The sequence below is a fragment of the Bradyrhizobium sp. CCBAU 21365 genome (assembly GCF_015291305.1).
Lineage (GTDB): Bacteria > Pseudomonadota > Alphaproteobacteria > Rhizobiales > Xanthobacteraceae > Bradyrhizobium > Bradyrhizobium elkanii.
In genome coordinates, this window is sequence record NZ_CP030036.1 from 4,048,997 (window position 1) to 4,070,350 (window position 21,354).

Genomic DNA, 21,354 nt, shown 5'->3' on the forward strand with positions numbered 1-21,354 from the left:
CATTCCTGCAGCCGGGTAAGTCCCAGTACCTCGATGCTTCCCTGCCGGGAAGCGTTCCCTGATCGTTGCTGCAGTCATTCGATCAAGATGTCTGGCGCAAGCTGGCTGGCAGGATCTATTGCATAGACCGACAAGTCGTCGACACCCTGCAAACGCAAAACCTCCTCGTCGATCAAGGTTCTGCCCGAGAATTCGCGGCTGCCTTGCGTAACGATGAAGTGTGCCGCATCGGCCATGATTGAAGGCGAGCGGCTGCGGCGATAATCCGACTGGTAATGCACGCGCACGGCGTCGGTCGCAATCATGGTCTTTGGCCAAAGGGCATTGGCGGCAATTCCGAACGATCGAAATTCCTCGGCGAGCGCCAGCGTGTACATCGTCATGCTGTACTTCGAGGTGGCGTATGCGGGATACTTGCCGAGCCAGATTGCCGACTTTGGCAGTGGCGGCGACAAGGTGAGAACGTGGGGATTTGACGACCGCTTCAGGTGCGGTACAGCATGATAGGCACAGATGTAGGTCGCCCTGCCGTTCACCGCACTCAGCAAATCGAACTTCCTGGCCGGCGTATCGAGCAGTCCGGTCGGACTGATGGCGCTGGCATTGTTCACCAGGATGTCCAACCCGCCGAATTCCTGAACCGTCCTTTCGATGGCGTTTGCGAGCGCATCGGCGTCGCGTACATCGACACGGAGGGGAAGGGCGGCGGTACCGAGCTTACGAATGTCTTCGGCCACTGTATGGATAGTTCCGGGAAGAGTTGGATGGGGCTCGCTCGATTTGGCCGCGAGTGCAACTCGCGCTCCTTCCGATGCGAATTTAAGCGCGATCTCCCGGCCTATGCCGCGGCTCGCGCCTGTAATGAAAACGACCTTACCGTCCAGGGATCCCATTTTCTCACTCTCCTGCGAATATTGGCGGCCGCCTCTCGTTGAACGCCTTCATGCCCTCGCGAAAGTCCGCCGAGGAGGCGCAGTCGACGAATGAAGCTAGCTCGGCCGACAGTTGTTCGTCGAGCGTTGTGGTATCGGCGCTCCAGACCAGGGCTTTCACCGCACGGCTTGCGGCGGGTGAGTTATCGGCTAGCGCCCGCGCCATTCGGGTCAGCTCGGCCTCGAGCTCCTGCTCTGCACATACTCTCGTGATCAATCCGCGCGACAGTGCCTCGCTTGCGCTTGTGCGGTCAGAGAGGAGCATCAACTCCAGCGCTCGTCTTGGCCCCGCCAGGCGCGTCAGCGAGTAACTCATGCCGCCATCGGCGGAAACGCCCAGCCGCCGGTACGCCACTGAAAAATGAGCCGTGTCGGCGGCTAGAACGAAATCGCAGGCCAACGCCAGGGACATTGCTCCGCCGGCGCAAGCCCCGTGCACCGCGGCGATAGCCGGCTTTCCTGAGCGTCTCAGTGAAGCGAGTGCGTCGTGGAAGGCAGTGATGATGTCCATTGCAAGCCGCGGGAAGGTGGCGCCGGCAGCGGAGAAAGCTCGAAGATCTCCGCCGACCGAGAAATTTGCTCCGCGGCCTCGGATGACGACGACCTTGACGCTGGCGTCACGTTCGAGGTCGAAGGCAGCTGCCCTGAGCGCAGTCGCCAGCCCGAGCTCGATCCCATTGCCTCGCTCCGGCCGGTTCAGCCAAATCGTCCCGATCCTGTCGGCAACGACGAGTTCGATTGGAGATGATGCTGTGGTCACGAACTGATCGTCCTTCCGATGTTCGGCAATGAATTGCCTTACTTGTTTCCCAAAATCCGCCCGGCCAAGCAGTGGCCTTCGCTCGCTCTCTGCGCCGATCAGGTCGTTTCACTTCTTGAGAAGCGCGCACTTCGATTCGCTGACAGGCCGATATGCGTCCTCACCCCGGATTGTCTTGACGATCTCGAGATAGTCCCACGGCTCCTTCGAATCTGATGGCTTCTTCACGCGCGCCAGGTACATGTCACGGATCACCCGCCCGTCCTCGCGCAGCCTGGCGCCATGTACGAATGTGTTCTCGACCGGAAGTTCGCGCATCTTGGCCATGACCGCGGCGGGATCATCTGTGCCGGCGGTTTTGATCGCCTTGAGATAGTGCAGCACAGAGCCGTAGACGCCGGTGTGAATCATGGTCGGCATGACGTTGGTCCGGGTGAAGAACCTCTTTGACCAGGCGCGGGTCTTGTCATCCATGTTCCAGTAGGAGGCCGTCGTCATGTAAGTGCCTTGTGCGGCCTGCAGGCCGACAGCGTGCACGTCGGTATCGAACATCAGCAGGCCGACAAGCTTCTGGCCGGCCTGAACCAGGCCGAATTCACCGGATTGCTTGATGGCATTGTCGGTGTCCTGGCCAGCATTGGCAAAGGCCACAACATCCGCCTTGGAGTTTTGCGCCTGCAGTACAAATGACGACAAGTCGGCTGTGTTGGTCGGATGCCGCACGTTGCCGAGTACCTTGCCGTCCAGCTCCTTGATGAAGCGCGTCGCGTCTTTCTCAAGTTGCTGGCCGAACGCGTAGTCGGCGGTGACAAAAAACCAGGACTTGCCACCCTCCTTGATGACAGCCGACGCCGTCACTTTGGATAGCGCGTAGGTATCGTAAGAAAAATGTACGGTGTTGGGGCTGCACAATTCGTCGGTCAGGGAGCTCGCGCCCGGGCCGGACAGCAGCGCGATCTTGTTGCGCTCCCGCACCATATTGTGAACGGCGATCGCAATTCCCGAGTTCGGAATGTCCGCTACCGCGTCGACCTTGCCGTTGTCGAACCAGTCGCGAACGATCTGCAGGCCGACGTCGGTCTTCATCTGGTGGTCGGCGCTGACGATCTCGATTGGCTTTCCGAGCACTGTCGGGCCAAACTCCTCAACGGCCATTTTCGCCGCCTCGACCGAGCCGGGACCGCTGTTGTCGCGTCCCCAGCTTGACAGGTCGGTCAGGACGCCAATCCGGACCACGTCATTCGAGATTTGGGCGGAGGCGGTCGACGCTGTCGCAACCAGGATGGCCAGGGCCAGGAAATTCCTCTTCACGTGTTCTCCCTCATTTTGTTCTATCGGACAGTAGGGTGGTTGGTCGTCGGGACAGGATGTCTGCGCGACGATGTGGTCGGGCCGAACGCAGCCGTTACAGCTACGTCTTATCGAATCGCGGCTCGCGCTTTTCCCGGAATGCATTGATGCCTTCGCGTGCATCGGCGTGCATCAGCAGGAACGGAAACCCATCGATCGCATGGCGCATCTCGTTGCCGCCAAGACCGCGATTGTAGAAGGACTTGGCCATCTGCACGGCAAGGCGAGGCTGTGAGGCGATGCGTTGCGCGAACGCGATTGCGTCGACGAGAAGACGTTCGTCGGGAACGACGCGCGATACGAGTCCAAGACGACTTGCTTCCGCGGCGTCGACAGGGTCGCCGAGGATGCTCATTTCCTTGGCTTTTGCGCGCCCGACGATGTCCTGAAGCCGAACGATAGCGAAGCCGGGCAGCAGCCCGAGCTTGATCTCGGGTACGCCAAAGCGAGCGCTCTCGGCCGCCAGGATGAAGTCGGATGCAATGGCGAGCTCAAATCCACCACCATAGGCTATTCCGTTGACCGCGGCGATCACCGGCTTGAGGGCCCGTTCGGGAGCGCTCAGGACCTCCATGGCGTCGATGAAGAACGCGCGCGCTTTCTCCGGATCGAAATCGAAGGTGCCGATATCGGCGCCAGCGCAGAATGCCTTGCCACCGGCGCCGGTGATGATGCTGACACGTACCGCATCGTCCTGGTCGGCCCGCTGTAGTCCTTCGCGGATGCCCATGCGAATGCCGCTGGTCAGTGCGTTCAGCTTGTTGGGCTCGTCGAGCGTCAGGATCGCGATGTTGTCCTGAACATCATAATTTACACTTCCCAATCGTAACATGTGCTTTCCTGAAGGGTTCGTGAGGAGGTGGCTATTGCGGGGCAGGCTCGACGACGGCGACGACGGCGTTTCGCTCGACGGTGTCGCCGGGTTTGAAGTGGACGGCGGTCACGATGCCGTTCACCTCGCTGGCAATGCGCAGTTCCATCTTCATGGATTCCATGACAACGGTCGGATCGCCTGCCTTCACGCGGCTACCGACCGTGACATTGATCTTCAACACCAGGCCGGTCATCGGGGCGCGCAGTTCGCCGCTGATCTCGGCGTCGGTGCTGATGTATCTGAGGTAGGGGATCGCGGTCATGCTATGGGCGCGGCGTGGATCGTGCACGAAGATCGCCTGGTCTTTCTGTACGATCCGCACGGTCTCGCAGCGCGCGTTGACTGTGGCTGCGAACGTGTCATCGGCAAGCGGCGAAAGCTGCACCCGAATCCTGTCATCGTCGACACCGATCAGCATCGAGCCATCTGGCTGCAAGGGCGCAAAGCGGATCTCCGCGCTGTCGCCTGCGGCTTCGAGGTGGAGAATGGGGATCGGTGACAAGCCGTCATCGGCTGCCGCCATCTGCCAGCCGGTCAGACTGTTGGACTGCCAGGGGTTGCCGGAAGCGGCAGCGCGCTGGCGCATCATCCAGAAAAACGCACCAACCGCCAGCGCTTCCGGGTCAATGTCGCCAGCGGTGGCCGCGAGCGCATCGATCTGTTCGTCGATCAGACGGGTATGAAAAGTCGCGGCGCGGGTCGCGGGCAAGGCGATCAATCGACGGAGAAAATCCCGGTTGGTGATGACACCGAAGATCGAGGTTTCACCGAGCGCACGATCGAGTTGGTCGAGCGTCTGATCGCGGGAGGCGGCATGAGCAATCAGCTTGGCGAGCATCGAGTCGTAATAGGGCGTGACGATTGACCCACTTTCGACGCCGGTCTCGACGCGAATGCCGCTGGACGGGAACCTGACATGGGCGAGCTCTCCAGTGGATGGCATGAAGCTGTCATTCGGATCTTCGGCGCAGATCCGCGCCTCGATCGCGTGGCCCTGGCACAACACTTCGCCCTGCTTCACCGGCAGGCCTTCGCCAGCGGCAATGCGGAGCATAGCCTCGACGATGTCGATGTCGGTAACCATCTCGGTTACGGGATGCTCGACCTGGAGCCGGGGATTGACCTCCAGGAAATAATGGTCGGTGCCGGTGACGATGAATTCGACCGTGCCGACGCCACGATATCTGAGCCTGCGTCCGAGCCGGACAGCGTCGTCGAGGATACGCTGGCGTAAGGCGGGAGCCAGGTTGGCAGCTGGCGCTTCCTCGATGAGCTTCTGGTGGCGACGCTGCAGCGTGCATTCACGTTCGAACAGGTGGATCACGTTGCCGTCGCCGTCACCCGCGATTTGCACCTCGATGTGCCTGCCTTGCAGGATCAGTTTCTCTACGATCAGCCTTGCGTCGCCGAAAGCATTCCTTGCCTCACGCATCGCGGACTCGATTTCGTCGGCAAGTCCGTCATAGGTCGAGATCGCCCGCATTCCCTTGCCACCGCCGCCGGCCGCGGCCTTGAGCATGACCGGCAGTGCGAGCCGGCGGACGCTGCGTTCGACTTCGATGCGATCCTCGCTCGGAGCTTCGCTTCCGGGTACCGTGGGGACACCGGCGGCGACGGCTTCCCGCTTCGCGGATGCCTTGTCGCCCAGCCGCTCGATGGTATCCGGCGTCGGTCCGATGAATACCAGTCCGGCTGCTTCGACCGCGCGGGCAAAGTCGGTGTTTTCGGCCAGGAAGCCGAAACCAGGATGGATCGCCTCCGCGCCGGTCGTTTTCGCGGCGGCGATGATGGCATCGATCCGCAGATAGCTTTCCGATGCCGGCGCGCCGCCGATCCCGATGGATTCACCGATAACCCTGACGTGCAAGGCGTCGGCATCTGCGGTGGAGTGCACGGTGGAAACCGCAACGCCGAGCCGTTGGCAGGTGCGGGCGATGCGGCAGGCGATTTCGCCTCGATTGGCAATCAGAATTTTCCTGAACATGGCGGCCCCCTTCGTCTACATCCGGAACACGCCGAAATCGGTGTGCTGACGCGGGACGCGCCCGGCGAGGTCAAGCAACAGCGCCATCACGCTGCGGGTTTCGAGCGGATCGATCACCATGTCGCACCAGGTGTTGCGGGCGAAATTGTAGGCATTGGCGAAATCCTCGAACGTTCGCCGGGTCGGCGCCATGTAGGCCTCGCGCTCGGCGTCCGTCCAACTCGTGCCCTCGCGTTTGTGCACCTCGTCGCGAACCATCGCGAGCGTGGTCGCGGCCTGGTCGGGACCCATGATGGCGGAACGGGCATTTGGCCACATCATCATGGCATTTGGCCGGAACGCCCGGCCGCACATCGCGAGGTATCCCGCGCCGTAGGCATTACCCATGATGAGCGTGTATTTCGGGACATTGGCGCTTGCCATTGCCGTGATCATTTTTGCGCCGTTCTTGGTGATGCCGCCTTCCTCGGCTTCACGGCCAACCATGAAGCCCGTTACATCCGCCATGAACAGCAGCGGGATGTCACGCTTGCAGCACAGCTCGATAAAGTGCGTCGCTTTCAGCGCGCTTTCGGAGAACAGCACGCCGTTGTTGCAGAGAATGCCGATCTCAAATCCCATGATTCGCGCAAAGCCGGTCACCAGCGTATCGCCATAGAGCGGCTTGAACTCATGGAATTCACTGCCGTCGACGAGACGCGCAAGGACATCGCGATTATTGGTGGGAATGCGCGGATCCGAACTGATCAGGCCGTAGATTTCGTTGGGGTCGAAGTGTGGCTCGCGCGCCGGGGCGACGGTCCGGGTTTGCCGGGGGATCTCGCCGAGACTGGCGACGATCTCGCGGGTGATGGCAATTGCATGGGCGTCGTTCTCGGCGAGATGGTCAGTGACACCGCTCACTCGGCTATGCATCTCGCCGCCGCCGAGTGCCTCGATGCCGACCTCTTCGCGGGTCGCCGCATAGACCAGCTGCGGCCCGCCTAGGAACATGGCGCCCTGGTTTCTGATGATGACGGTCTCATCGCTCAACGCGGGAATGTAGGCGCCGCCTGCGGTAGAGGGACCGTGCACCACCGCAATTTGCGGGATGCCTTCAGCCGACATCCTGACCTGGTTGTAGAAGATCGAGCCAAACTGGCCATCGTCAGGGAAGATATTGGGCTGGTCGGGCAGGTTGGCGCCGCCGGATTGGACCAGGGTCACGCAGGGCAGGCGGTGCTGCCAGGCGAAGCGCTGCGCACGAACATGCTTCTTGCAGGTGATACCGTAATAGGTGCCGCCCTTTACGGTGGGCTCGTTGGCGATGATCATGCAGGGACGATCGGAGATCATTCCAACGCCGGTAATGATGCTGCCGCCGGGCGGTACGCCTTCGTACAGGCCGTCGCCGGCCAGCTGACAGAATTCGAGGAACGGTGATCCGGGATCGATCAGCGCCGCGATCCGCTCGCGCGGCAGCAGCTGATCGCGTTCCTTGTGAAGCTTGCGTGCCCGTTCCGGACCGCCCAGTGCTGCCATGGCCCGGCGCCGCCTGAGATCCGCAACGCGCTCAGTGTAGGCGCTGCGGTTGCGGGCGTAGTCCTCGGTCGAGGTGACGACATCCGATTTCATGATTGCCATTGCGGGTGGTCCTGGCGGCTGCGCGGCAAGCCGATGGGTGGCTTGCCGCTGGTGTAATCGACCGGTGGGTTGGCGATGTGAGCGCTACAAAATCGAGGCATTGCGAAATTCTAACGATTGTTAGAATCGATCGCGCGCAGATGCAAGCAGAACTCATGCGGGTCCTTCAGGCTTTCCGGAAGCGCGGCAGAGTTATGTCGTCAGAGACCTGGTCGAATGCGAGCTCGACCTCCATGTCGAAGGTGACATCCGCCGGATCGCTCCCCGTCAGGGCGCTGATCATGCGCGGCCCTTCGTCGAGTTCGACGAGCAGCACGGCATAGGGGACATCCGCCTTGAATGCGGGGCCGGGAGCGCGATAGACCACGCTGAAGGAGTGCACCTTGCCGCGGCCGGTCGCGGGCCTGTGCACGAGCTCATCGCCGCCGCATTCGCGGCATGTGGTTTGCTGGTAGTACTGCACGTTGCGGCATCGGCGGCAGTGCTGCAGCAGGAGCTTGCCTTGTCGCAAGCCAAGCCAGAATGCGCTCGTATCGGAATCCGGCGCGGGCAGGGGCTTTCGAGTGGAATCCTCGGATGCCATCACAGCGTTTCCTCCGTGCCCAGAATGGCCGTGGCATTGGTGGCGAATCCCGCACCGAGGCTGTGCACCAGCCCGAGCGCGGCGCGGTCGACCTGCCGCTCGCCGCATTGCCCACGCAGCTGCGCGATCACCTCATGGAAGTGGAACAGGGCGCCAGGCATTCCGGAATGCGCGAATGACAGCAGGCCGCCATGGGTGTTGGAGGGTATTTGGCCGCCGTAGCTCATTTGTCCGTCGGCGACGAACGGGCCGCCTTCACCCTTGCGGCAGAAGCCGAGGTCCTCAAGCATCATCACCACGGTGCCTGTGAAGCAATCATAGATGCCGGCGACATCCATATCGCGCGGCTGGTAGCCGGCCATTGCATAGGCCCGCCGGCTGGATTCGACGGCACCGGTCGTGGTCAGGGACGGCATCAGGAAGATATGCTCGTGGGTGTAGCATTCTCCGCAACCGAGGATGTAGATCGACCTGCCGATCCCAAGTGCCTTCGCATGCTCGGCCGACGTGAGGACAAATGCCGCGCCGCCGTCCGAGATCAGCGAACAGTCGAGCTTGTGATAGGGCGTGGTGACCATGGGCGAACTGAGCACGTCCGCTGCGGTGATCGGTGTCGTCTGCTGCGCGCCGGGGGTCCGCGCCGCGTGACGCCTGTGCACGACGGCGACCTCCGCCAACTGCTCGGGCGTGGTGCCGAACTCCCTCATATGCCGGTGCGCGGTCATTGCGAAGGTGTTGGCAACCGGAATGCCGAACGGCATCTCGTATTGCTGATCCCGGCTTTCGGTGAGCGAACGCAGCGCCAGATCCGGCGTCAGCCCCGTCATCAGGCTGTCGGCCGCGACTAGCAGCACCACCTTGGCGAGGCCGCCGTGAATGGCGGCCGCACCAATGCTGAACATCGTCGCCGCCGTGGCGCCGGACACCTGCAACGTGTTCGAGAAGGTCGGACGGATTCCAAAATACTCGCTGAAGGCAACGCTGAAGCGATGGAACGGGGAGGCGAAGGCATGGCTCGACAGCACGCCGTCCACCTGGCTCTTGGCGAGGCCGGCGTCGGCGAGTGCGTTCGCTGCGGCCTCTGCCGCAAGCGAGAGCGGACTGCGGCCTGGCACCTTGCCGACCGCCGACAATCCGATGCCGATGACGGCAACCTTTCCTCTCAGGCTGGTGTCGCTCATGTGGAAACTTTCAACAGGCGCTCGAGTTCGTGGCGCTGGACCTTGCCACTTGTCGAGCGAGGGAATTCACCGAAGGTAATGAAACGGAATTCGCGCGGCCGCTTGTAGCTCGCCAGCTCGCGTCGGCACAGTTCGGTGAGCTCGGCTACCGTCATTGCAGCCCCTTCGCGGCACGCGACAAAGGCGACGGGGGCCTCTCCCCACCTTGGGTCGGCAGCGCGGACGACTGCGACTTCCGCGATCCGATCGTCGCCTAGCAGGACGCGTTCGATTTCGGCGGGATAGATATTCTCGCCGCCCGACTTGATCAGGTATTTGGCGCGGTCGACGAAATCGAGCGATCCGTCGGCGTTGCGCCTGAACACGTCGCCCATGTGAAACCAGCCGCCGCGGAAGTCGCGCGCGTTGGTCTCGTCCGCGCGCCAATAGCCGGAGAATAGTGTCGGGCTGCGGATGGCCAACTCGCCGGGCTCACCGGGCGCGACCTCGTTGTCGGAGGTGTCCACCAGCTTGATCTGGCAGAACGCATTTTGCCGCTTGGACAGGCTGGCCGGCACATCGCCTGGCGCAATCAGCGCCCGCGTCGCCGGCGGCAGGCCGGTCTCGGTCGAGCCGAAGCTGTTGAGATAGGGGGCGCCGAGCATTTCGGTGACCTCGGCAATGGCGTGCGGGGCGACCAGATCCGCCATGGCTCCGCACACCCGCACTCCCTTCACCTTGGTGCGTTGCGCTTTCAGACCATCGATAAGCGCCTCCACCATGCCGGGAATGAGGACCAGCCAGCCGATGTCGTGTTGGGAAACGGCCGTCAGCAGCGGTTCCAGCTGGAAGCCGTCGATCACAACGACAGTTCCGCCGCGCAGCAGGGTGGCGAGAGCATGATCGGTCGAGGCCATGTGGAACAGGGGGGCCCATGCGACGAATGTGTCGTGCGGAGCGATACCGAGTTCGGAGGAGAACACCAACGCCCGCATGACCATCGCGCGGTGCGAAATCACGGCGCCTTTCGGCAGGCCGGTCGTTCCGCTGGTGTAGAGAATGACGAGCCCATCTTCCGGTTCGGCGACAGACGGGGATGCCCGCCCGTCTGCTCGCGTAAGCTCGCTTTCGTATTGAGATCCGATCTCCAGGATTGGATTCGCCTTTGCGGCCGGCGGGAGGCTTGCTGCGAGGTCGGCCTCGACCAGCAGCAGCTTGGGCGACACCAGTTCGATGCAATAGGAGAGTTCGCGCTCCGACAACCGCCAGTTAAGGCAAGCCGTGATGATCCCGAGATTGGCGGCCGCCAACTCGATCTCGAGATATTCGGGACGGTTGCGCGACAGCAGGCCAAGCCGGTCGCCACGTTGCAGGCCCCGCGCGGCAAGCAGGACGGTCAACCGACGGACCCGGTCGCGCAACTCCCCATAAGTCACGCGCCGGCCGCGGTATTCGATCGCAGGCCTGTTGGCATGAAGCTCTGCACAGGCCTCGAACAACGCACCGACGGTTCCGATGCCGGATCCGCCCCCTGTCTGGATACTGAGCCCGGTTTCCATCAACGTTTCCTCGAGCGCTGTCTTTCGACATTCTTGTTTCGAGCCAGTGCTTGCGCCGGCCGACTACAAATTCTAACATCTGTTAGAAATAATTGGTAGCGCTTCTTAAGCGCCAAAAGCGGGAAGATCAATATGTCCAATCGGTACGCGGCCTACACGAGGTTGAAGCTCGACTATCCGGCTGAACGGATCCTTCGGATCACCTTCGACCGACCGGAGACCTATAACTCCGTCGACGCCGAGACCCATACACAGCTCACTCACATCTGGAGAGACATCGACAGCGATCCCGACATCAGCGCCGTGATTGTCACGGGAGCGGGCAAGGCATTCTCGGCCGGCGGCGATTTCGAGCTGATCAAGTCGCTGCTCGACAATCCGGCCGCGCGGATGGCGACCTGGAAAGAGGCCAAGGATCTCGTCTACAACGTCATCAACTGCAACAAGCCAATCATCTCGGCGATCAACGGCGTCGCCGTGGGCGCCGGCCTCGTCGTCGGGATCCTTGCCGACGTGTCGATCTGTGGCAAATCGGCGCGGATCGTGGACGGCCACACCCGGCTCGGTGTCGCCGCTGGCGACGTCGCCTGTATCATCTGGCCGCTGCTCTGCGGACTGGCGAAGGCAAAGTACTATCTGCTCACGTGCAAGCCGCTGTCGGGTGAGGAAGCCGAGCGGATCGGCCTGGTTTCGCTGTGCGTCGAAGATGCGGAGCTGCAAAGCATCGCATTGGAAACGGCGCAGGATCTCGCCACCGGCGCACAGAGTGCGATCCGTTGGACCAAATATGCGTTGAACAACTGGCTTCGCGTCAACGGGCCGCTGTTCGACACGTCAACCGCCCTCGAAATCCTCGGCTTTGCCGGCAATGAAGCCCGCGAAGGCCTGGCCTCGCACCTTGAGAAGCGCAAGCCAGCTTTCCCCAAGGATTGCCCGATCTAGGATCGTCTGATCCCCGTCAAGGCAACCGACCTGAGTGGTTGCCTTGATGTCTGGCTTCACGCCATGCGACGTCGCCTGGTCCGGGCCAATCCGGGCCGACAGCTATCCCTTGAGCTTCTGACGGATATGGTCGATCGCCTCGGGGTTGGCGAGCGCCGACAGATCGCCGGGGTCCTTGTCTTCGAAGACTGCGCGAAGCACGCGGCGCATGATCTTCATGTTGCGCGTCTTCGGCAGGTCATCGACCAGCAATACCCTTTCCGGGCGGTACGAGGTGCCCATTCCCTGCACCAGGGCCTGGGCAAGCTCTTCCGACAGCGCGCGGGGGTCTTTCGCACCGGGGCTCGGCACGCAAGCACACACGATAGCGGAGCCTTTGACCGGATGCGGGACGCTGAAGACGGCAGCTTCCGCGACCTTGCCGGTTGCGGTCAGCACGCCCTCGAGCTCTGCCGGACCGACGCGCTTGCCCGAAATCTTGAGGGTGTCGTCCGAGCGGCCAAGAATGTAATAGAGACCGTCCTTGCCGCGCATGGCAAAGTCGCCATGCACCCAGATTCCCGGAATCGTATTCCAGTAGCTCTCGAGATAGCGCTGGTCGCCCTTCCACAGGCTCTTGGTGAGCCCGATCGATGCATGACGCAGCACCAGCTCGCCGACCTCGCCGTCGGGGACAGGGTTACCCGCCATGTCGACGATATCCGCGCCGACTCCGAGGGCCGGCCGGGAGAACGAACATGGGTTCATTGGATGGTTGGGGGTCCCGGTGAAGATGCAGCCGCCGACTTCCGTTCCGCCAGAAATATTGATGATTGGGATCTTTGATTTGCAGACGTGTTCGAAGAACCATCGCCACGGTGTCTCGGTCCAGGCCTCGCCGCCCGAAGCAGTCATTCGCAGGCTCGAGAGGTCGTATCGCTCGACCTCATCGCCATGGCGCATCATGCCGCGCACGATGGTCGGTGAAACACCGAGATAGGTGACCTTGTGATCGGCGATCAGGCGCCAGAAGCGTCCCGTATCGGGATAATCGGGCGTCCCCTCGGCCACGAGGAGTCTGCCGCCAGCAAAGCTTGGAATGCAGGCGCACATCGCGCCCACCATCCATCCCATGTCGCTGAAGAAGAAAAACAGGTCCGTTGGCTTGAAGTCGCCGCAGATGATCATATCCCGCGTCACCATTGAGCCAATGAAGCTGATATGCGTCCACACGCAGCCCTTTGGTTCGCCGGTCGTACCCGACGTGTAGAGAAGGATGGCGGGATCTTCCGCGTCCATCTCGACGGTCGGAAGGTTTGCCTCCTCCTTGGCGATCTCATCCCACCAGTGGTCGCGTCCCGCCTGGATGGGGGTGTCGATGCCGAGCCCGCCGCGGTTTGCCACGATAACGTGCTGGACGGTTGGTGCGGTCTCCAGGGCCTCGTCGAGAACCGATTTCAGCGGAGCCGGCGCGCCTCGACGCCAGGTACCGTTCGCGGTGATGACGGCCTTCGCTTCACCATGGTTGAGCCGCGCCCTGATCGGGTCGGGACCGAAGCCGGAGAACAGGGGCATCACGATCGCCCCGATCTTCAGGATTGCAAAGAAAGCTATAAAGGTTTCGGGCAGGTTGGGCATGTAGATCGCGACGACGTCGCCCTTGCCGATGCCGAGCTTGCGCAGGCCCGATGCTAGCCGTTCGACAGCGAATGCGAACTCGGCGTAGCTCAGTCGCCGCTGCTCGCGCCTGTCTTCGCCTTCCCAGAGCAGGAATGTCTTGTCCCAGACTTCAGTTCCGCGGTGCTTGTCGATGCAATTGAGGACGATGTTCGTGGTCCCGCCAACGCACCAGCGCGCCCACGGTTCGCCCCGTGCTAGATCAAGGATCTTCTCGGGCTTGCGATAGAAGCGAACGTCACAGAACCCAAACACTTCCTGCGCGAGCCAGGCTGGATCGATGTCGGCCTTGGCCGCCAGCGTGTCGTAGTCCGGCTGCCCCGTGGCGCGAAGAAACGCGCTCAGGTTGCTTTTCTCCACCAGTTCCGCGGGGGGCGTCCAGAGATACGCCATCTTGCTTCCTCCTGCCTCAAGAGCTGCGCCATGTTCTTGCATCTGGCGTGCGGCGATGTATTCTAACAAATGTTAGAATTCAAGGAAGAAGATATCGTGGCTGAAAAAGAGCAAGTCCGCTATTCCGTCGAAGACGGCGTCGCGACGGTGACCATCGACCGTCCCGAACGCAAGAACGCGCTCTCGGTCGAGGCGATGAACGGCCTGACCGACGCCTGGGACAGGGTCGAAACCGACGCCTCGGTCCGCGCGATCATCCTGACCTCAGCGGATTGCGGGGTATTTTGCGCAGGGCTGGATCTGAAGCAGGCCGCGGAAATCCGGGCGAGGGACGGGGTGGATATCCTGACGCTGATGCGCGATCCCATGCAGCACGCGATGCGGAAGGTCTCCAAGCCCATCGTTGCTGCCATGACGGGATCTTTGATGGCCGGCGGGATGATGCTTGCGCTGAGGTGCGACTTGAGGATCGGGCTGCGCGGCACCCGTGCGGGAATAAGCGAGGTCAAGATGGGGCGCGGGTCCCCGTGGGCGGTGCCGATGCTTTGGATGGTGCCGCAACCCCTACTGATGGAGATGGTTCTGACGGGCGAGACGATCGCGATCGAACGGCTCGCGGAGCATGGTTTCGTGAACTCGCTTGAGGATACACCAAAGGCCGTGCGCGAACGCGCTCTTGAGCTGGCGCGGAAAATCGTCGAGGGCGCGCCATTGTCGGTCAAGGCGGCCAAAGCGAGTGTGCTAGCCGCGATGGACCTGGGGCTTGCGCAGGGCCTCGTCGCGGCCGAGCGCCTGCATGAGGAGACCTATGCCAGTCTCGATGCGATCGAAGGGCCGAAAGCGTTCGCAGAGAAGCGCAAGCCAGTCTGGCAGGGCAGATAGATTGGGATCAGGGCTTATTGACGCCTTCGAAGATCAGCGTCTCTGTGCGACGGGCCAATTCGAGCACGGCATCCCTGTTTTCCAGCCTGAACCATTCGATTGTCCAGTTGAGAGCCCCGATCACGAACATACGCAATGGCACCACCTCCATATCGGCGCGGATCTCGCCAGCGCGCCGGGCATCGATGAAGAGCTGGTCCCAATATTCTGCGTATGCGCGCCGCAGCGGCCGGTGCGGCTTCTTCAGTTGCTCCGGCAATTGTCCGTAGATTCGAATGTTGGCTGAAGTGAAGTCGCTCGTCTCGAGGAGCGCGACGAGATGGGCCTCGATCGCAAGACCAATCTTGCGCCGGTGCGATACTTTTCCTGCTCGCTCGACCGAGTTCTTCACCGTCTCGAACACGTGGCGGAGGCCGCGGTCCAGCACCTCGTCGAGAATCTGCTCCTTGGAGTCGAAATGGTAGTAGATGCTACCGGCCTTGATCTTGGCCCTTGCTGCGATCTGGCGCAGGGTCGTGGCCGAAAATCCCTGGCGGCGGAACAGCTGGGCCGCGGAATGCAGGATGAGGTCTCGCGACCGCTCGGACTTGGGAGTTGCGGCCGCAGGGCCTTTGTCGGGCTCGGTCTTGCGCCCGCGGCTTGGGGGGAGGGCTTTCGGCCGACGTCCCGCCGGCCTCGGGCCAGACCGGTCACCGGAACGCAAGGATGACCGCACCGTTCTCATACCTCCCGCAAGCTCCGTGTCGACATACCAGGCTGCCGGCTCGTGCAACCAATGATCGTTGTCGAAGCAGATTCCGCGGAGCATGGCAATATCCGGCAGGTAACAGCCCGATGGTACCTGACGGCATCAAAACACAGGGCCCGCAAGCCGCGCGGCTGTGGCGGCTCGCCTGGCAGGCGGCAGGCGACATTCGGCACAACCTCCGATGCCGCGGGAGTTGAGAAGTCATTCCTGGCTAAGCGGTGTTTCTGTCGCCGCCTCTTTCGCGTTCAGCTAAGTTCAACGTTGTCACTCACTTAAGATCGGCTTTTCACCATCCCGCGGTGGTGACCAGTTCCTGATGACAGCGCATGGAGTGGCCGGCTCGGGGGCGGCTATCGCTTTCATGCATCTTTGGGCGTGCCGGCGTCACGCTTCGGCGAGGCCCCCGATCGGTACGGGAAATAGAACCGATATGGCAAGAAGATCCGCGCCTGCCGGCAAACTGATCGGGTGTGTGATTGGATCGATGATTTGCCCGACGGCAAAGAGAATATTTTCAAAGTTGGTTTTGGGGCATGGCAAAGATGGAGTAAGCTGGCCCCGTCGGAGTGCCCATGGCAAATGCACTTACGATAAGGAAGGATCACCTTCCAAAAGGTGACATGGAACGGCGAGCGGCGCAGTACGTTCGCATGTCTACCGAAAAGCAAATCTACTCAATTGCAAACCAGATGGCAGTGATTGCGGCTTACGCCAGCGCGCACCGTCTGGCGATCGTCAAGACCTATGCGGACGAAGGCAAGAGCGGCCTTCAGATCAAGAACCGAGCAGGCCTTCGACGGTTGATAAGCGATGTCACAACAGGCGCAGCCGATTATGGTCAGCTTCTCGTATACGACGTGAGCCGGTGGGGGCGGTTTCAAGATCTAGACGAAGGTGCTCACTACGAGTTTCTCTGCCGGCAAGCCGGGGTCGAGGTCGAATATTGCGCCGAGGGATTCAACAATGACTTCAGTTTGGCCTCCACCTTGGGAAAGTATCTCAAGCGAACGCAGGCCGCCGACTTCAGTCGCGATCTATCGGCCAGAGTGCATGCCTCCCACTCGCGGGTTATCCGGCAAGGGTTCTCGGTAGGCGCTCCGAAGACTTACGGTCTCAGACGCGAGCTGGTTGACCAGAAGCAGCGGCCGAAGATGTTTCTGGAGAAGGGCGAGGCCAAATTTTTGCAATCCGACCGCGTGAAGATCCGGCCGGGGCCTCCGGATCAGGTCGCCATCGTCAAATGGATTTTCGCGCAATGTCTCAAGGGAAAATGCGATGCATGGATCGCGAGAGAGCTGAACCGCCGCAATGTGGAGACATCCACGGGGCACCCTTGGAATCCTGCGCTCATCTATCGCATTCTCAAAAACGAAGCCTTTATCGGAAACCTTCTTTACAATCGAGTCTCGCAAGTCGCCGCATACCCTGTCGATGGGGATAAATCGAAAGCTTTCGCTTGGACGAACGGGAACTCGTAAGGTCAAATAGCTGGCGCCGCTTCCGGAGCGCTTGCCAACAGCAAGGCTCATGACGTAGCCGGGTTCTCGCTCCGTCCCTTGGTTCACAGTCGCAAAGCTTTTCGTCCCGCAAAGGTCGTTACAGCACTCCCTCCGGAGCACACCGTAGCTATTGAACGGCACTAGGGAGCGGTTCTCCGGCTTAAGTTAGCCCGCAGCACATCGCTCAAGCATGAGGCTTTCCGCCTTTGTCGTCGAGGGCCTTGTCGGCTACGCGACTTTCGGCCATTGCCTCGAAGCCTCGACAACGTTTCGCCGTGCGGCTCGATCCTTAATCGCGCGGAATGCCCGTAGCAGTCGGAAGATGTCTGCCGCGTCTCGAGCGAGTTGCTCCTTCAAAGGTGAATCCCCGCAATGACCGCTGAAACGGACCGTGGAATCGAAAAGGACCGTCCAAGGGGCGGTCCTTTCCGGCCGGCTGCAATGGGCCTGTAAAAACTCGAAAGGTGAAAAATGCTCTGCAAGTTACGACAACATCGGCAGGGATTGTATTACGGCCGTCCTGCCTCTGCCGAAATCCGGATCAATACGGTGTTCTGGCCGTCGAACGAGACGTGGCTGGGACAAGTGCAGTATGCGGCGATCCGACAGCTGCAGCCGCCGCGGCAGAAGCCTAACAGGCGCTTGGCGGGACCCTCACTGGAGGACCTTCGGTAGCACGACAACGACATCGATTTCCCGGCCGACGATCTGCGACGCAACGATTGCGATGGGCAGGGCGAAATTGTACTCGATTTCGGCTGCGCTCGATTCGTCTCTTGCGTAGACATACAGAAGATACCCGTCGATCTCCGCAAAGCGGATGCCGGCGAACACGCGGTCAAACGTTCCCGCGCCAACGATGAACGCCATTCTCGCCTGTATCGCGTAGTTCTGGATTTCGGTCAGGTCCATCTTGTTACCGTTAGGGATATTGCGTTGCTCGACATGTTAGATGTTTACGCCTCCTGCTGGTGGCAAGGGCGTTTTTTCAGAATCGAGCCGAAGGGCGAGCTCTGGACTGGGTGAAGGCGGTCCGCTTTGAGTTACCAACGGAAGGGCTCCTGGCCTATATGAGGATGAGGTCACCGGTGAAGCCCGGTTACCTTGACCGTCTCATGGTTCAGCAAGGCGCGCAGAGTGAACAACCCGGAAGCCGTCGCCGCAACCGTGTCGGCCCTCCGGGAGGCTCACGGGGACAACGTTGCTCGCGCCTTCCTTGCTGATGGGGTAACCCTTGCGGCGCTTGTCGACGCAGTTTTCTCCGTCCCGATAAAGAATAGTGTGGCAGTCAGAACGATCGCCCGCGCGCTCGAATCCGGAGATTTTGTTATCTCGCCCGACGTCGGGCCGCTTTGGCACGTCAGATATGTGTACAGCCACCCGGGCTCGATGACCGTCGTAGACATAGTGGTGCTGACACCCGAGAGGACGTTCACGAGCACCGAGATCTCGTTGCAGCTGCGCGGGTGATCCCCATTGCGGTTCGGGCCTCAAGGACTCTATTGCAATTCCTGGATATGGCCGGTGCTGTCGACGAGAATGGACCGTTCCTTCCCATCCCGTGTGGCCTTAAACGTCTTGATCTTGCCAGATGGCACTTCGCGGATTTGCGAATAGCCGGCTGCTTCAAGCCTTGCCTTGATATTTTCCAAGGCGAGGGCAGATGCTGCCGCTGGGGCGTTGAAAACCGTCAGCAGACAAAGAGCACGACAAGGATTTTGCATGTTCATAGCCAACAGGGGTGCGAGCGATTGTCTCCTTGCGTCCGGTAATGTTGGCCTAATCGTTCATGAATGATTAGCGGCAAGATCGAGGCCAGCGGGCAATTCCGAAGGTGGCCGGCAGAAGCATTCGTCGGCCGCACATTGGAATCCAGTGAAAGCTACAGTTGGTTCTTAAACCCTTGTGGAAAATCGGTCGAACGCTGTGAGTGTCTGGATCCGGATCTCGACGTCTCTTTGGTAGACCGTTTCCTGCAGATACTCGATTTCGGCAGCCTGATTGCCATCATCGACGTCGATGTACCAGGACCGCGGCCGGCCATCGGCGCCATCGCTCCAGCGGTATCCGCGTCGCTTGAGCTCGTCCTTGAGCTCGAAGGGCGACTGCTCGGCCCAGATCCTGATCGTCTTGCGGCGGGCGCGCTCGAGCAGCACCGAGAGCACGGTGCGATTGAGCTCGGGCAGGGCCATCGCCAGGATCTCGAGCAGTGCCTGGCAATCGTCGACCGCCCGGTGCGCCTCATGAAACAGCCCGGCTTTCATCAAAAGATAGGACAGGCGCGATCCCTCAAAGCCGTGGCTGCGCCATTCGATCTCGCTGACCGAGCAGGCCCAGGCCTTGTGCACGAACAAATACGCGTAACGTTCCATGAACCTGCGATCGAAACCGGCGTTGTGCGCGATGACGACGACCGCCTCGGAAGCGAACGCGTTGATGCGGTCCTCATCGAGACTGTGACCAGCAACCATCTCATCGGTGATGCCGGTCAGCGCGGTGATCTCGGCGGGAATTGCGATCGACGGCTGGTTGAAGCTGCTGAAGGTGTCGATGACCCGGCCGATCCTGCCGTCGGCAAGATAGCTGAACTTGACCATCCCGAGCTCGATGATCTCATCCATGGCGGTATCGAGGCCGGTGGTTTCGACGTCGAGCAGGATCGCGATCTTCTCTGGCTGTTCGTGTGGCGTGAATTCGGCGCGGGGAACCAGCCGTCGCAGTACCCGGTAGTCGGGCGACTGTTCCAGCATGGCGGCGATCTCAGGGAGGGTCGGTTGAACGGTCATTATCGAGCGTGATCGGGGTGGGGCCTTGTGGCGGCGGGCAAGCTTACCCGATCAAGCCGGAACCGGCATCGTTGCGCCTGTGGATAGGTCCTGGCTCACTGCCGGCACCCGACAAAGAGAAGGCCTTGCGTGAAATTGGCCTGGTGATGGAGCAGTTTTGAGCGCCGGCGGATGCGGGCGGGCTCTCGTGACCGTGCCGCTTCGCGTCACGGCCTCGCTGCCTCGATCCCTCGCGCAGCAACCGGGCGCGCCTCGATCACAAAATTCGGAAAAGACGAAATATGACTCGACGAAATACCCAATTCACTTTTATGATGGTGTCTTCGGACGGTTAGGTGGTCGTGATGGCAGATCCGCAAGTCAGGTCTTCGGACCTCGTTGAAATCGCTCGCAGAAGCGGTGAGTTTCGCAAGCACTATGGTGTGGTGCTCGGAGCATTGCTGTACCTCAGTTCGATCAGCGCGGCGCGGCCGCGCTCGATCTGGTGGAGCGGGGTGTCGACGGCTCTGATTGGCGCAGCGGCCATATGGCTCAAGAGCCGGGCGAGCGGCGGCTAGCAAGAGATATCGGGGAGTTTCCTTCGGAACCAGGCAGTCGCTACCGCGATACACAGGTACGCTGCGTTGCGTTCAAGAATGGCAACGGAAATATTTACGACGTGGCCGAGTTGGTTGGCGGGGACAGCGGAAGTGGCTTCGCCACGCCGCTATGCCTATGGCACCAAAGTCGTCCAGTTTGGCGCCGGCTCGGAGGTGGCAAACGGAGAGGCAAGGAGCAATTCCTTTCAGGTGTCGTCTGGCACCGGGCAGGCCGCAATCAACCTTCCGACCGCGACAGGCTTCAGCAACGAGCTCGATTTCGTGGGCGCGATCAGCAGCGACCAGCTCTGGTTCGAGCGTTCAGGCGACAAGTTGCTCATCGACCTGCTTGGCACCAACACCAGCGCCACGGTCAACGGGTGGTTTTCCGGTGCCGGTTCGCAGCTGCAGGAGATCACCGCCGGCGGCCTGAAGCTCGACAGCCAAGTCTCGCAACTGGTCCAGGCGATGGCAACCTATGCGGCCAATAATCCTGGCTTCGATCCGACCAGCGCAAGCGTCCACACCGTGCCGAATGATGCTAGTCTGCAGAGTACCATGTCGGCGGCGTGGCACGCATAGCACCGTGTGAGCGGTAGTCTCGAAGTATCCGGCAGGTGCGGTAGCCGGTTGTGGCGTCGCGCCCGATAGCCAGGCACGGAAATCCGGAACGTGCCTGCCATCTCTTTTTGCGCAGAACCCCGCACTCTTGCCCTGGCACGCAGACTCACCGTAACTCGGATCGACTGCATCTTGCTGGGGACTTGCTGATGAAACGGTCGAACGGGCTGCCGAACAATGGCTACGCATTGATTGTCGATGGCCAGGTGAAGACGGAGTTCACCACGAGGGAGGGTGCCGTGGCTGGTGCCAGGGATCTGAAGAGGCGCTTTCCGGTCCTGCAGATCCGACTATATGACGCCGAAGCGAAGCGGGCCGAGGAGTTTGCCTAGCAGATTGATCCCGAGCGGATATGAACTCCCGCTCTTGCCTGTGGCGTGCTCGTGCCGCAAGCCGCTCTCGTGAGTCGTGCCGTTTTGCGGCA

Annotated in this window: 21 protein-coding genes; 7 read left to right on the plus strand and 14 right to left on the minus strand. The window is 61.2% G+C overall.

What is annotated here, in order from left to right; all coding sequences use genetic code 11:
• Nucleotides 1-74 precede the first annotated feature (74 nt).
• The 9 genes from XI02_RS18365 to XI02_RS18405 form a co-directional block, all read right to left on the minus strand.
• The gene (locus XI02_RS18365; RefSeq protein ID WP_026192612.1) at nt 75-893 is read right to left on the minus strand and encodes an NAD(P)-dependent oxidoreductase; all 819 of its coding nucleotides are present in this window, start codon (nt 891-893) and stop codon (nt 75-77) included.
• A 4-nt stretch (nt 894-897) separates the two neighbouring features.
• Nucleotides 898-1,692 (minus strand): enoyl-CoA hydratase/isomerase family protein, encoded by a 795-nt coding sequence (locus XI02_RS18370; protein WP_018271033.1) that lies wholly within the window; start codon nt 1,690-1,692, stop codon nt 898-900.
• Nucleotides 1,693-1,800: 108 nt separating this feature from the next.
• Entirely contained in the window at nt 1,801-3,003 is a 1,203-nt protein-coding gene (locus tag XI02_RS18375) for an ABC transporter substrate-binding protein (protein WP_172649180.1), read from the minus strand.
• 100 nt (nt 3,004-3,103) lie between these two features.
• Nucleotides 3,104-3,874, minus strand: a complete 771-nt coding sequence (locus XI02_RS18380; RefSeq protein ID WP_038373314.1) for an enoyl-CoA hydratase/isomerase family protein — start codon at nt 3,872-3,874, stop codon at nt 3,104-3,106.
• A gap of 31 nt (nt 3,875-3,905) precedes the next feature.
• Nucleotides 3,906-5,900, minus strand: coding sequence for a biotin carboxylase N-terminal domain-containing protein (locus XI02_RS18385; RefSeq protein ID WP_018271034.1), 1,995 nt, complete (start codon nt 5,898-5,900; stop codon nt 3,906-3,908).
• Between the two features lie 15 nt (nt 5,901-5,915).
• Nucleotides 5,916-7,523 carry a carboxyl transferase domain-containing protein gene (locus XI02_RS18390; protein ID WP_016840659.1) on the minus strand — a complete coding sequence of 536 codons (1,608 nt, stop codon included), beginning with the start codon at nt 7,521-7,523 and terminating at the stop codon, nt 5,916-5,918.
• Nucleotides 7,524-7,689: 166 nt separating this feature from the next.
• Entirely contained in the window at nt 7,690-8,106 is a 417-nt protein-coding gene (locus XI02_RS18395) for a Zn-ribbon domain-containing OB-fold protein (protein WP_016840658.1), read from the minus strand.
• Nucleotides 8,106-9,287, minus strand: coding sequence for a hypothetical protein (locus XI02_RS18400; RefSeq protein ID WP_018271035.1), 1,182 nt, complete (start codon nt 9,285-9,287; stop codon nt 8,106-8,108). Before XI02_RS18400 ends, XI02_RS18395 begins: the two co-directional genes overlap by 1 nt.
• Nucleotides 9,284-10,825 carry a class I adenylate-forming enzyme family protein gene (locus XI02_RS18405; RefSeq protein WP_018271036.1) on the minus strand — a complete coding sequence of 514 codons (1,542 nt, stop codon included), beginning with the start codon at nt 10,823-10,825 and terminating at the stop codon, nt 9,284-9,286. Before XI02_RS18405 ends, XI02_RS18400 begins: the two co-directional genes overlap by 4 nt.
• A 132-nt stretch (nt 10,826-10,957) precedes the next feature.
• Here XI02_RS18405 and XI02_RS18410 point away from each other — a divergent pair, with 132 nt between their 5' ends.
• Nucleotides 10,958-11,767, plus strand: a complete 810-nt coding sequence (locus XI02_RS18410; RefSeq protein ID WP_018271037.1) for an enoyl-CoA hydratase/isomerase family protein — start codon at nt 10,958-10,960, stop codon at nt 11,765-11,767.
• 102 nt (nt 11,768-11,869) lie between these two features.
• Here XI02_RS18410 and XI02_RS18415 read toward each other — a convergent pair whose 3' ends face one another.
• Complete coding sequence (locus XI02_RS18415) at nt 11,870-13,816, minus strand: AMP-binding protein (RefSeq protein WP_018271038.1); 1,947 nt, start codon at nt 13,814-13,816, stop codon at nt 11,870-11,872.
• A 69-nt stretch (nt 13,817-13,885) separates the two neighbouring features.
• Here XI02_RS18415 and XI02_RS18420 point away from each other — a divergent pair, with 69 nt between their 5' ends.
• Nucleotides 13,886-14,698: an enoyl-CoA hydratase/isomerase family protein gene (locus tag XI02_RS18420; RefSeq protein ID WP_018271039.1), complete on the plus strand. Its 813-nt coding sequence runs from the start codon at nt 13,886-13,888 to the stop codon at nt 14,696-14,698.
• 7 nt (nt 14,699-14,705) lie between these two features.
• Here the strand turns inward: XI02_RS18420 and XI02_RS18425 are convergent, their stop codons facing one another.
• Entirely contained in the window at nt 14,706-15,506 is an 801-nt protein-coding gene (locus XI02_RS18425) for a TetR/AcrR family transcriptional regulator (protein WP_018271040.1), read from the minus strand.
• A 512-nt stretch (nt 15,507-16,018) separates the two neighbouring features.
• Here XI02_RS18425 and XI02_RS18430 point away from each other — a divergent pair.
• Nucleotides 16,019-16,924, plus strand: a complete 906-nt coding sequence (locus tag XI02_RS18430) for a recombinase family protein (protein WP_080650354.1) — start codon at nt 16,019-16,021, stop codon at nt 16,922-16,924.
• Between the two features lie 675 nt (nt 16,925-17,599).
• Here XI02_RS18430 and XI02_RS18435 read toward each other — a convergent pair.
• A complete protein-coding gene (locus XI02_RS18435) occupies nt 17,600-17,857 on the minus strand; it encodes a hypothetical protein (protein WP_194483466.1) in 258 nt (85 codons plus the stop codon).
• A gap of 225 nt (nt 17,858-18,082) precedes the next feature.
• On the opposite strand from XI02_RS18435, the gene XI02_RS18440 reads away from it, so the two are divergent.
• A complete protein-coding gene (locus XI02_RS18440; protein WP_016840648.1) occupies nt 18,083-18,415 on the plus strand; it encodes a hypothetical protein in 333 nt (110 codons plus the stop codon).
• A 29-nt stretch (nt 18,416-18,444) separates the two neighbouring features.
• Here the strand turns inward: XI02_RS18440 and XI02_RS18445 are convergent, their stop codons facing one another.
• On the minus strand, nt 18,445-18,669 hold the full coding sequence (locus XI02_RS18445; protein WP_125459135.1) for a hypothetical protein: 225 nt from the start codon (nt 18,667-18,669) through the stop codon (nt 18,445-18,447).
• Nucleotides 18,670-18,840: 171 nt separating this feature from the next.
• Nucleotides 18,841-19,731, minus strand: a complete 891-nt coding sequence (locus tag XI02_RS18450) for a 3'-5' exonuclease (protein ID WP_018271043.1) — start codon at nt 19,729-19,731, stop codon at nt 18,841-18,843.
• 344 nt (nt 19,732-20,075) lie between these two features.
• Here XI02_RS18450 and XI02_RS18455 point away from each other — a divergent pair, with 344 nt between their 5' ends.
• From XI02_RS18455 to XI02_RS18465, 3 genes are all read left to right on the plus strand, one after another.
• Nucleotides 20,076-20,288, plus strand: a complete 213-nt coding sequence (locus tag XI02_RS18455; protein WP_018271044.1) for a hypothetical protein — start codon at nt 20,076-20,078, stop codon at nt 20,286-20,288.
• A 78-nt stretch (nt 20,289-20,366) separates the two neighbouring features.
• Nucleotides 20,367-20,891, plus strand: a complete 525-nt coding sequence (locus XI02_RS18460) for a hypothetical protein (RefSeq protein ID WP_210290927.1) — start codon at nt 20,367-20,369, stop codon at nt 20,889-20,891.
• A 188-nt stretch (nt 20,892-21,079) separates the two neighbouring features.
• On the plus strand, nt 21,080-21,262 hold the full coding sequence (locus tag XI02_RS18465; protein WP_016840642.1) for a hypothetical protein: 183 nt from the start codon (nt 21,080-21,082) through the stop codon (nt 21,260-21,262).
• Nucleotides 21,263-21,354: the final 92 nt, after the last annotated feature.

What these genes read in the sequence shown, in the direction of transcription:
- XI02_RS18365 (WP_026192612.1), bottom strand. Translation starts at nt 893, where the DNA reads ATGGGATCCCTGGACGGTAAGGTCGTTTTCATTACAGGCGCGAGCCGC.
- XI02_RS18380 (WP_038373314.1), bottom strand. Translation starts at nt 3,874, where the DNA reads ATGTTACGATTGGGAAGTGTAAATTATGATGTTCAGGACAACATCGCG.
- XI02_RS18385 (WP_018271034.1), bottom strand. Translation starts at nt 5,900, where the DNA reads ATGTTCAGGAAAATTCTGATTGCCAATCGAGGCGAAATCGCCTGCCGC.
- XI02_RS18390 (WP_016840659.1), bottom strand. Translation starts at nt 7,523, where the DNA reads ATGGCAATCATGAAATCGGATGTCGTCACCTCGACCGAGGACTACGCC.
- XI02_RS18395 (WP_016840658.1), bottom strand. Translation starts at nt 8,106, where the DNA reads ATGGCATCCGAGGATTCCACTCGAAAGCCCCTGCCCGCGCCGGATTCC.
- XI02_RS18400 (WP_018271035.1), bottom strand. Translation starts at nt 9,287, where the DNA reads ATGAGCGACACCAGCCTGAGAGGAAAGGTTGCCGTCATCGGCATCGGA.
- XI02_RS18405 (WP_018271036.1), bottom strand. Translation starts at nt 10,825, where the DNA reads ATGGAAACCGGGCTCAGTATCCAGACAGGGGGCGGATCCGGCATCGGA.
- XI02_RS18410 (WP_018271037.1), top strand. Translation starts at nt 10,958, where the DNA reads ATGTCCAATCGGTACGCGGCCTACACGAGGTTGAAGCTCGACTATCCG.
- XI02_RS18415 (WP_018271038.1), bottom strand. Translation starts at nt 13,816, where the DNA reads ATGGCGTATCTCTGGACGCCCCCCGCGGAACTGGTGGAGAAAAGCAAC.
- XI02_RS18420 (WP_018271039.1), top strand. Translation starts at nt 13,886, where the DNA reads ATGTTAGAATTCAAGGAAGAAGATATCGTGGCTGAAAAAGAGCAAGTC.
- XI02_RS18425 (WP_018271040.1), bottom strand. Translation starts at nt 15,506, where the DNA reads ATGCTCCGCGGAATCTGCTTCGACAACGATCATTGGTTGCACGAGCCG.
- XI02_RS18430 (WP_080650354.1), top strand. Translation starts at nt 16,019, where the DNA reads ATGGCAAATGCACTTACGATAAGGAAGGATCACCTTCCAAAAGGTGAC.
- XI02_RS18435 (WP_194483466.1), bottom strand. Translation starts at nt 17,857, where the DNA reads ATGGACCTGACCGAAATCCAGAACTACGCGATACAGGCGAGAATGGCG.
- XI02_RS18445 (WP_125459135.1), bottom strand. Translation starts at nt 18,669, where the DNA reads ATGCAAAATCCTTGTCGTGCTCTTTGTCTGCTGACGGTTTTCAACGCC.
- XI02_RS18450 (WP_018271043.1), bottom strand. Translation starts at nt 19,731, where the DNA reads ATGACCGTTCAACCGACCCTCCCTGAGATCGCCGCCATGCTGGAACAG.
- XI02_RS18455 (WP_018271044.1), top strand. Translation starts at nt 20,076, where the DNA reads ATGGCAGATCCGCAAGTCAGGTCTTCGGACCTCGTTGAAATCGCTCGC.
- XI02_RS18460 (WP_210290927.1), top strand. Translation starts at nt 20,367, where the DNA reads ATGGCAACGGAAATATTTACGACGTGGCCGAGTTGGTTGGCGGGGACA.
- XI02_RS18465 (WP_016840642.1), top strand. Translation starts at nt 21,080, where the DNA reads ATGAAACGGTCGAACGGGCTGCCGAACAATGGCTACGCATTGATTGTC.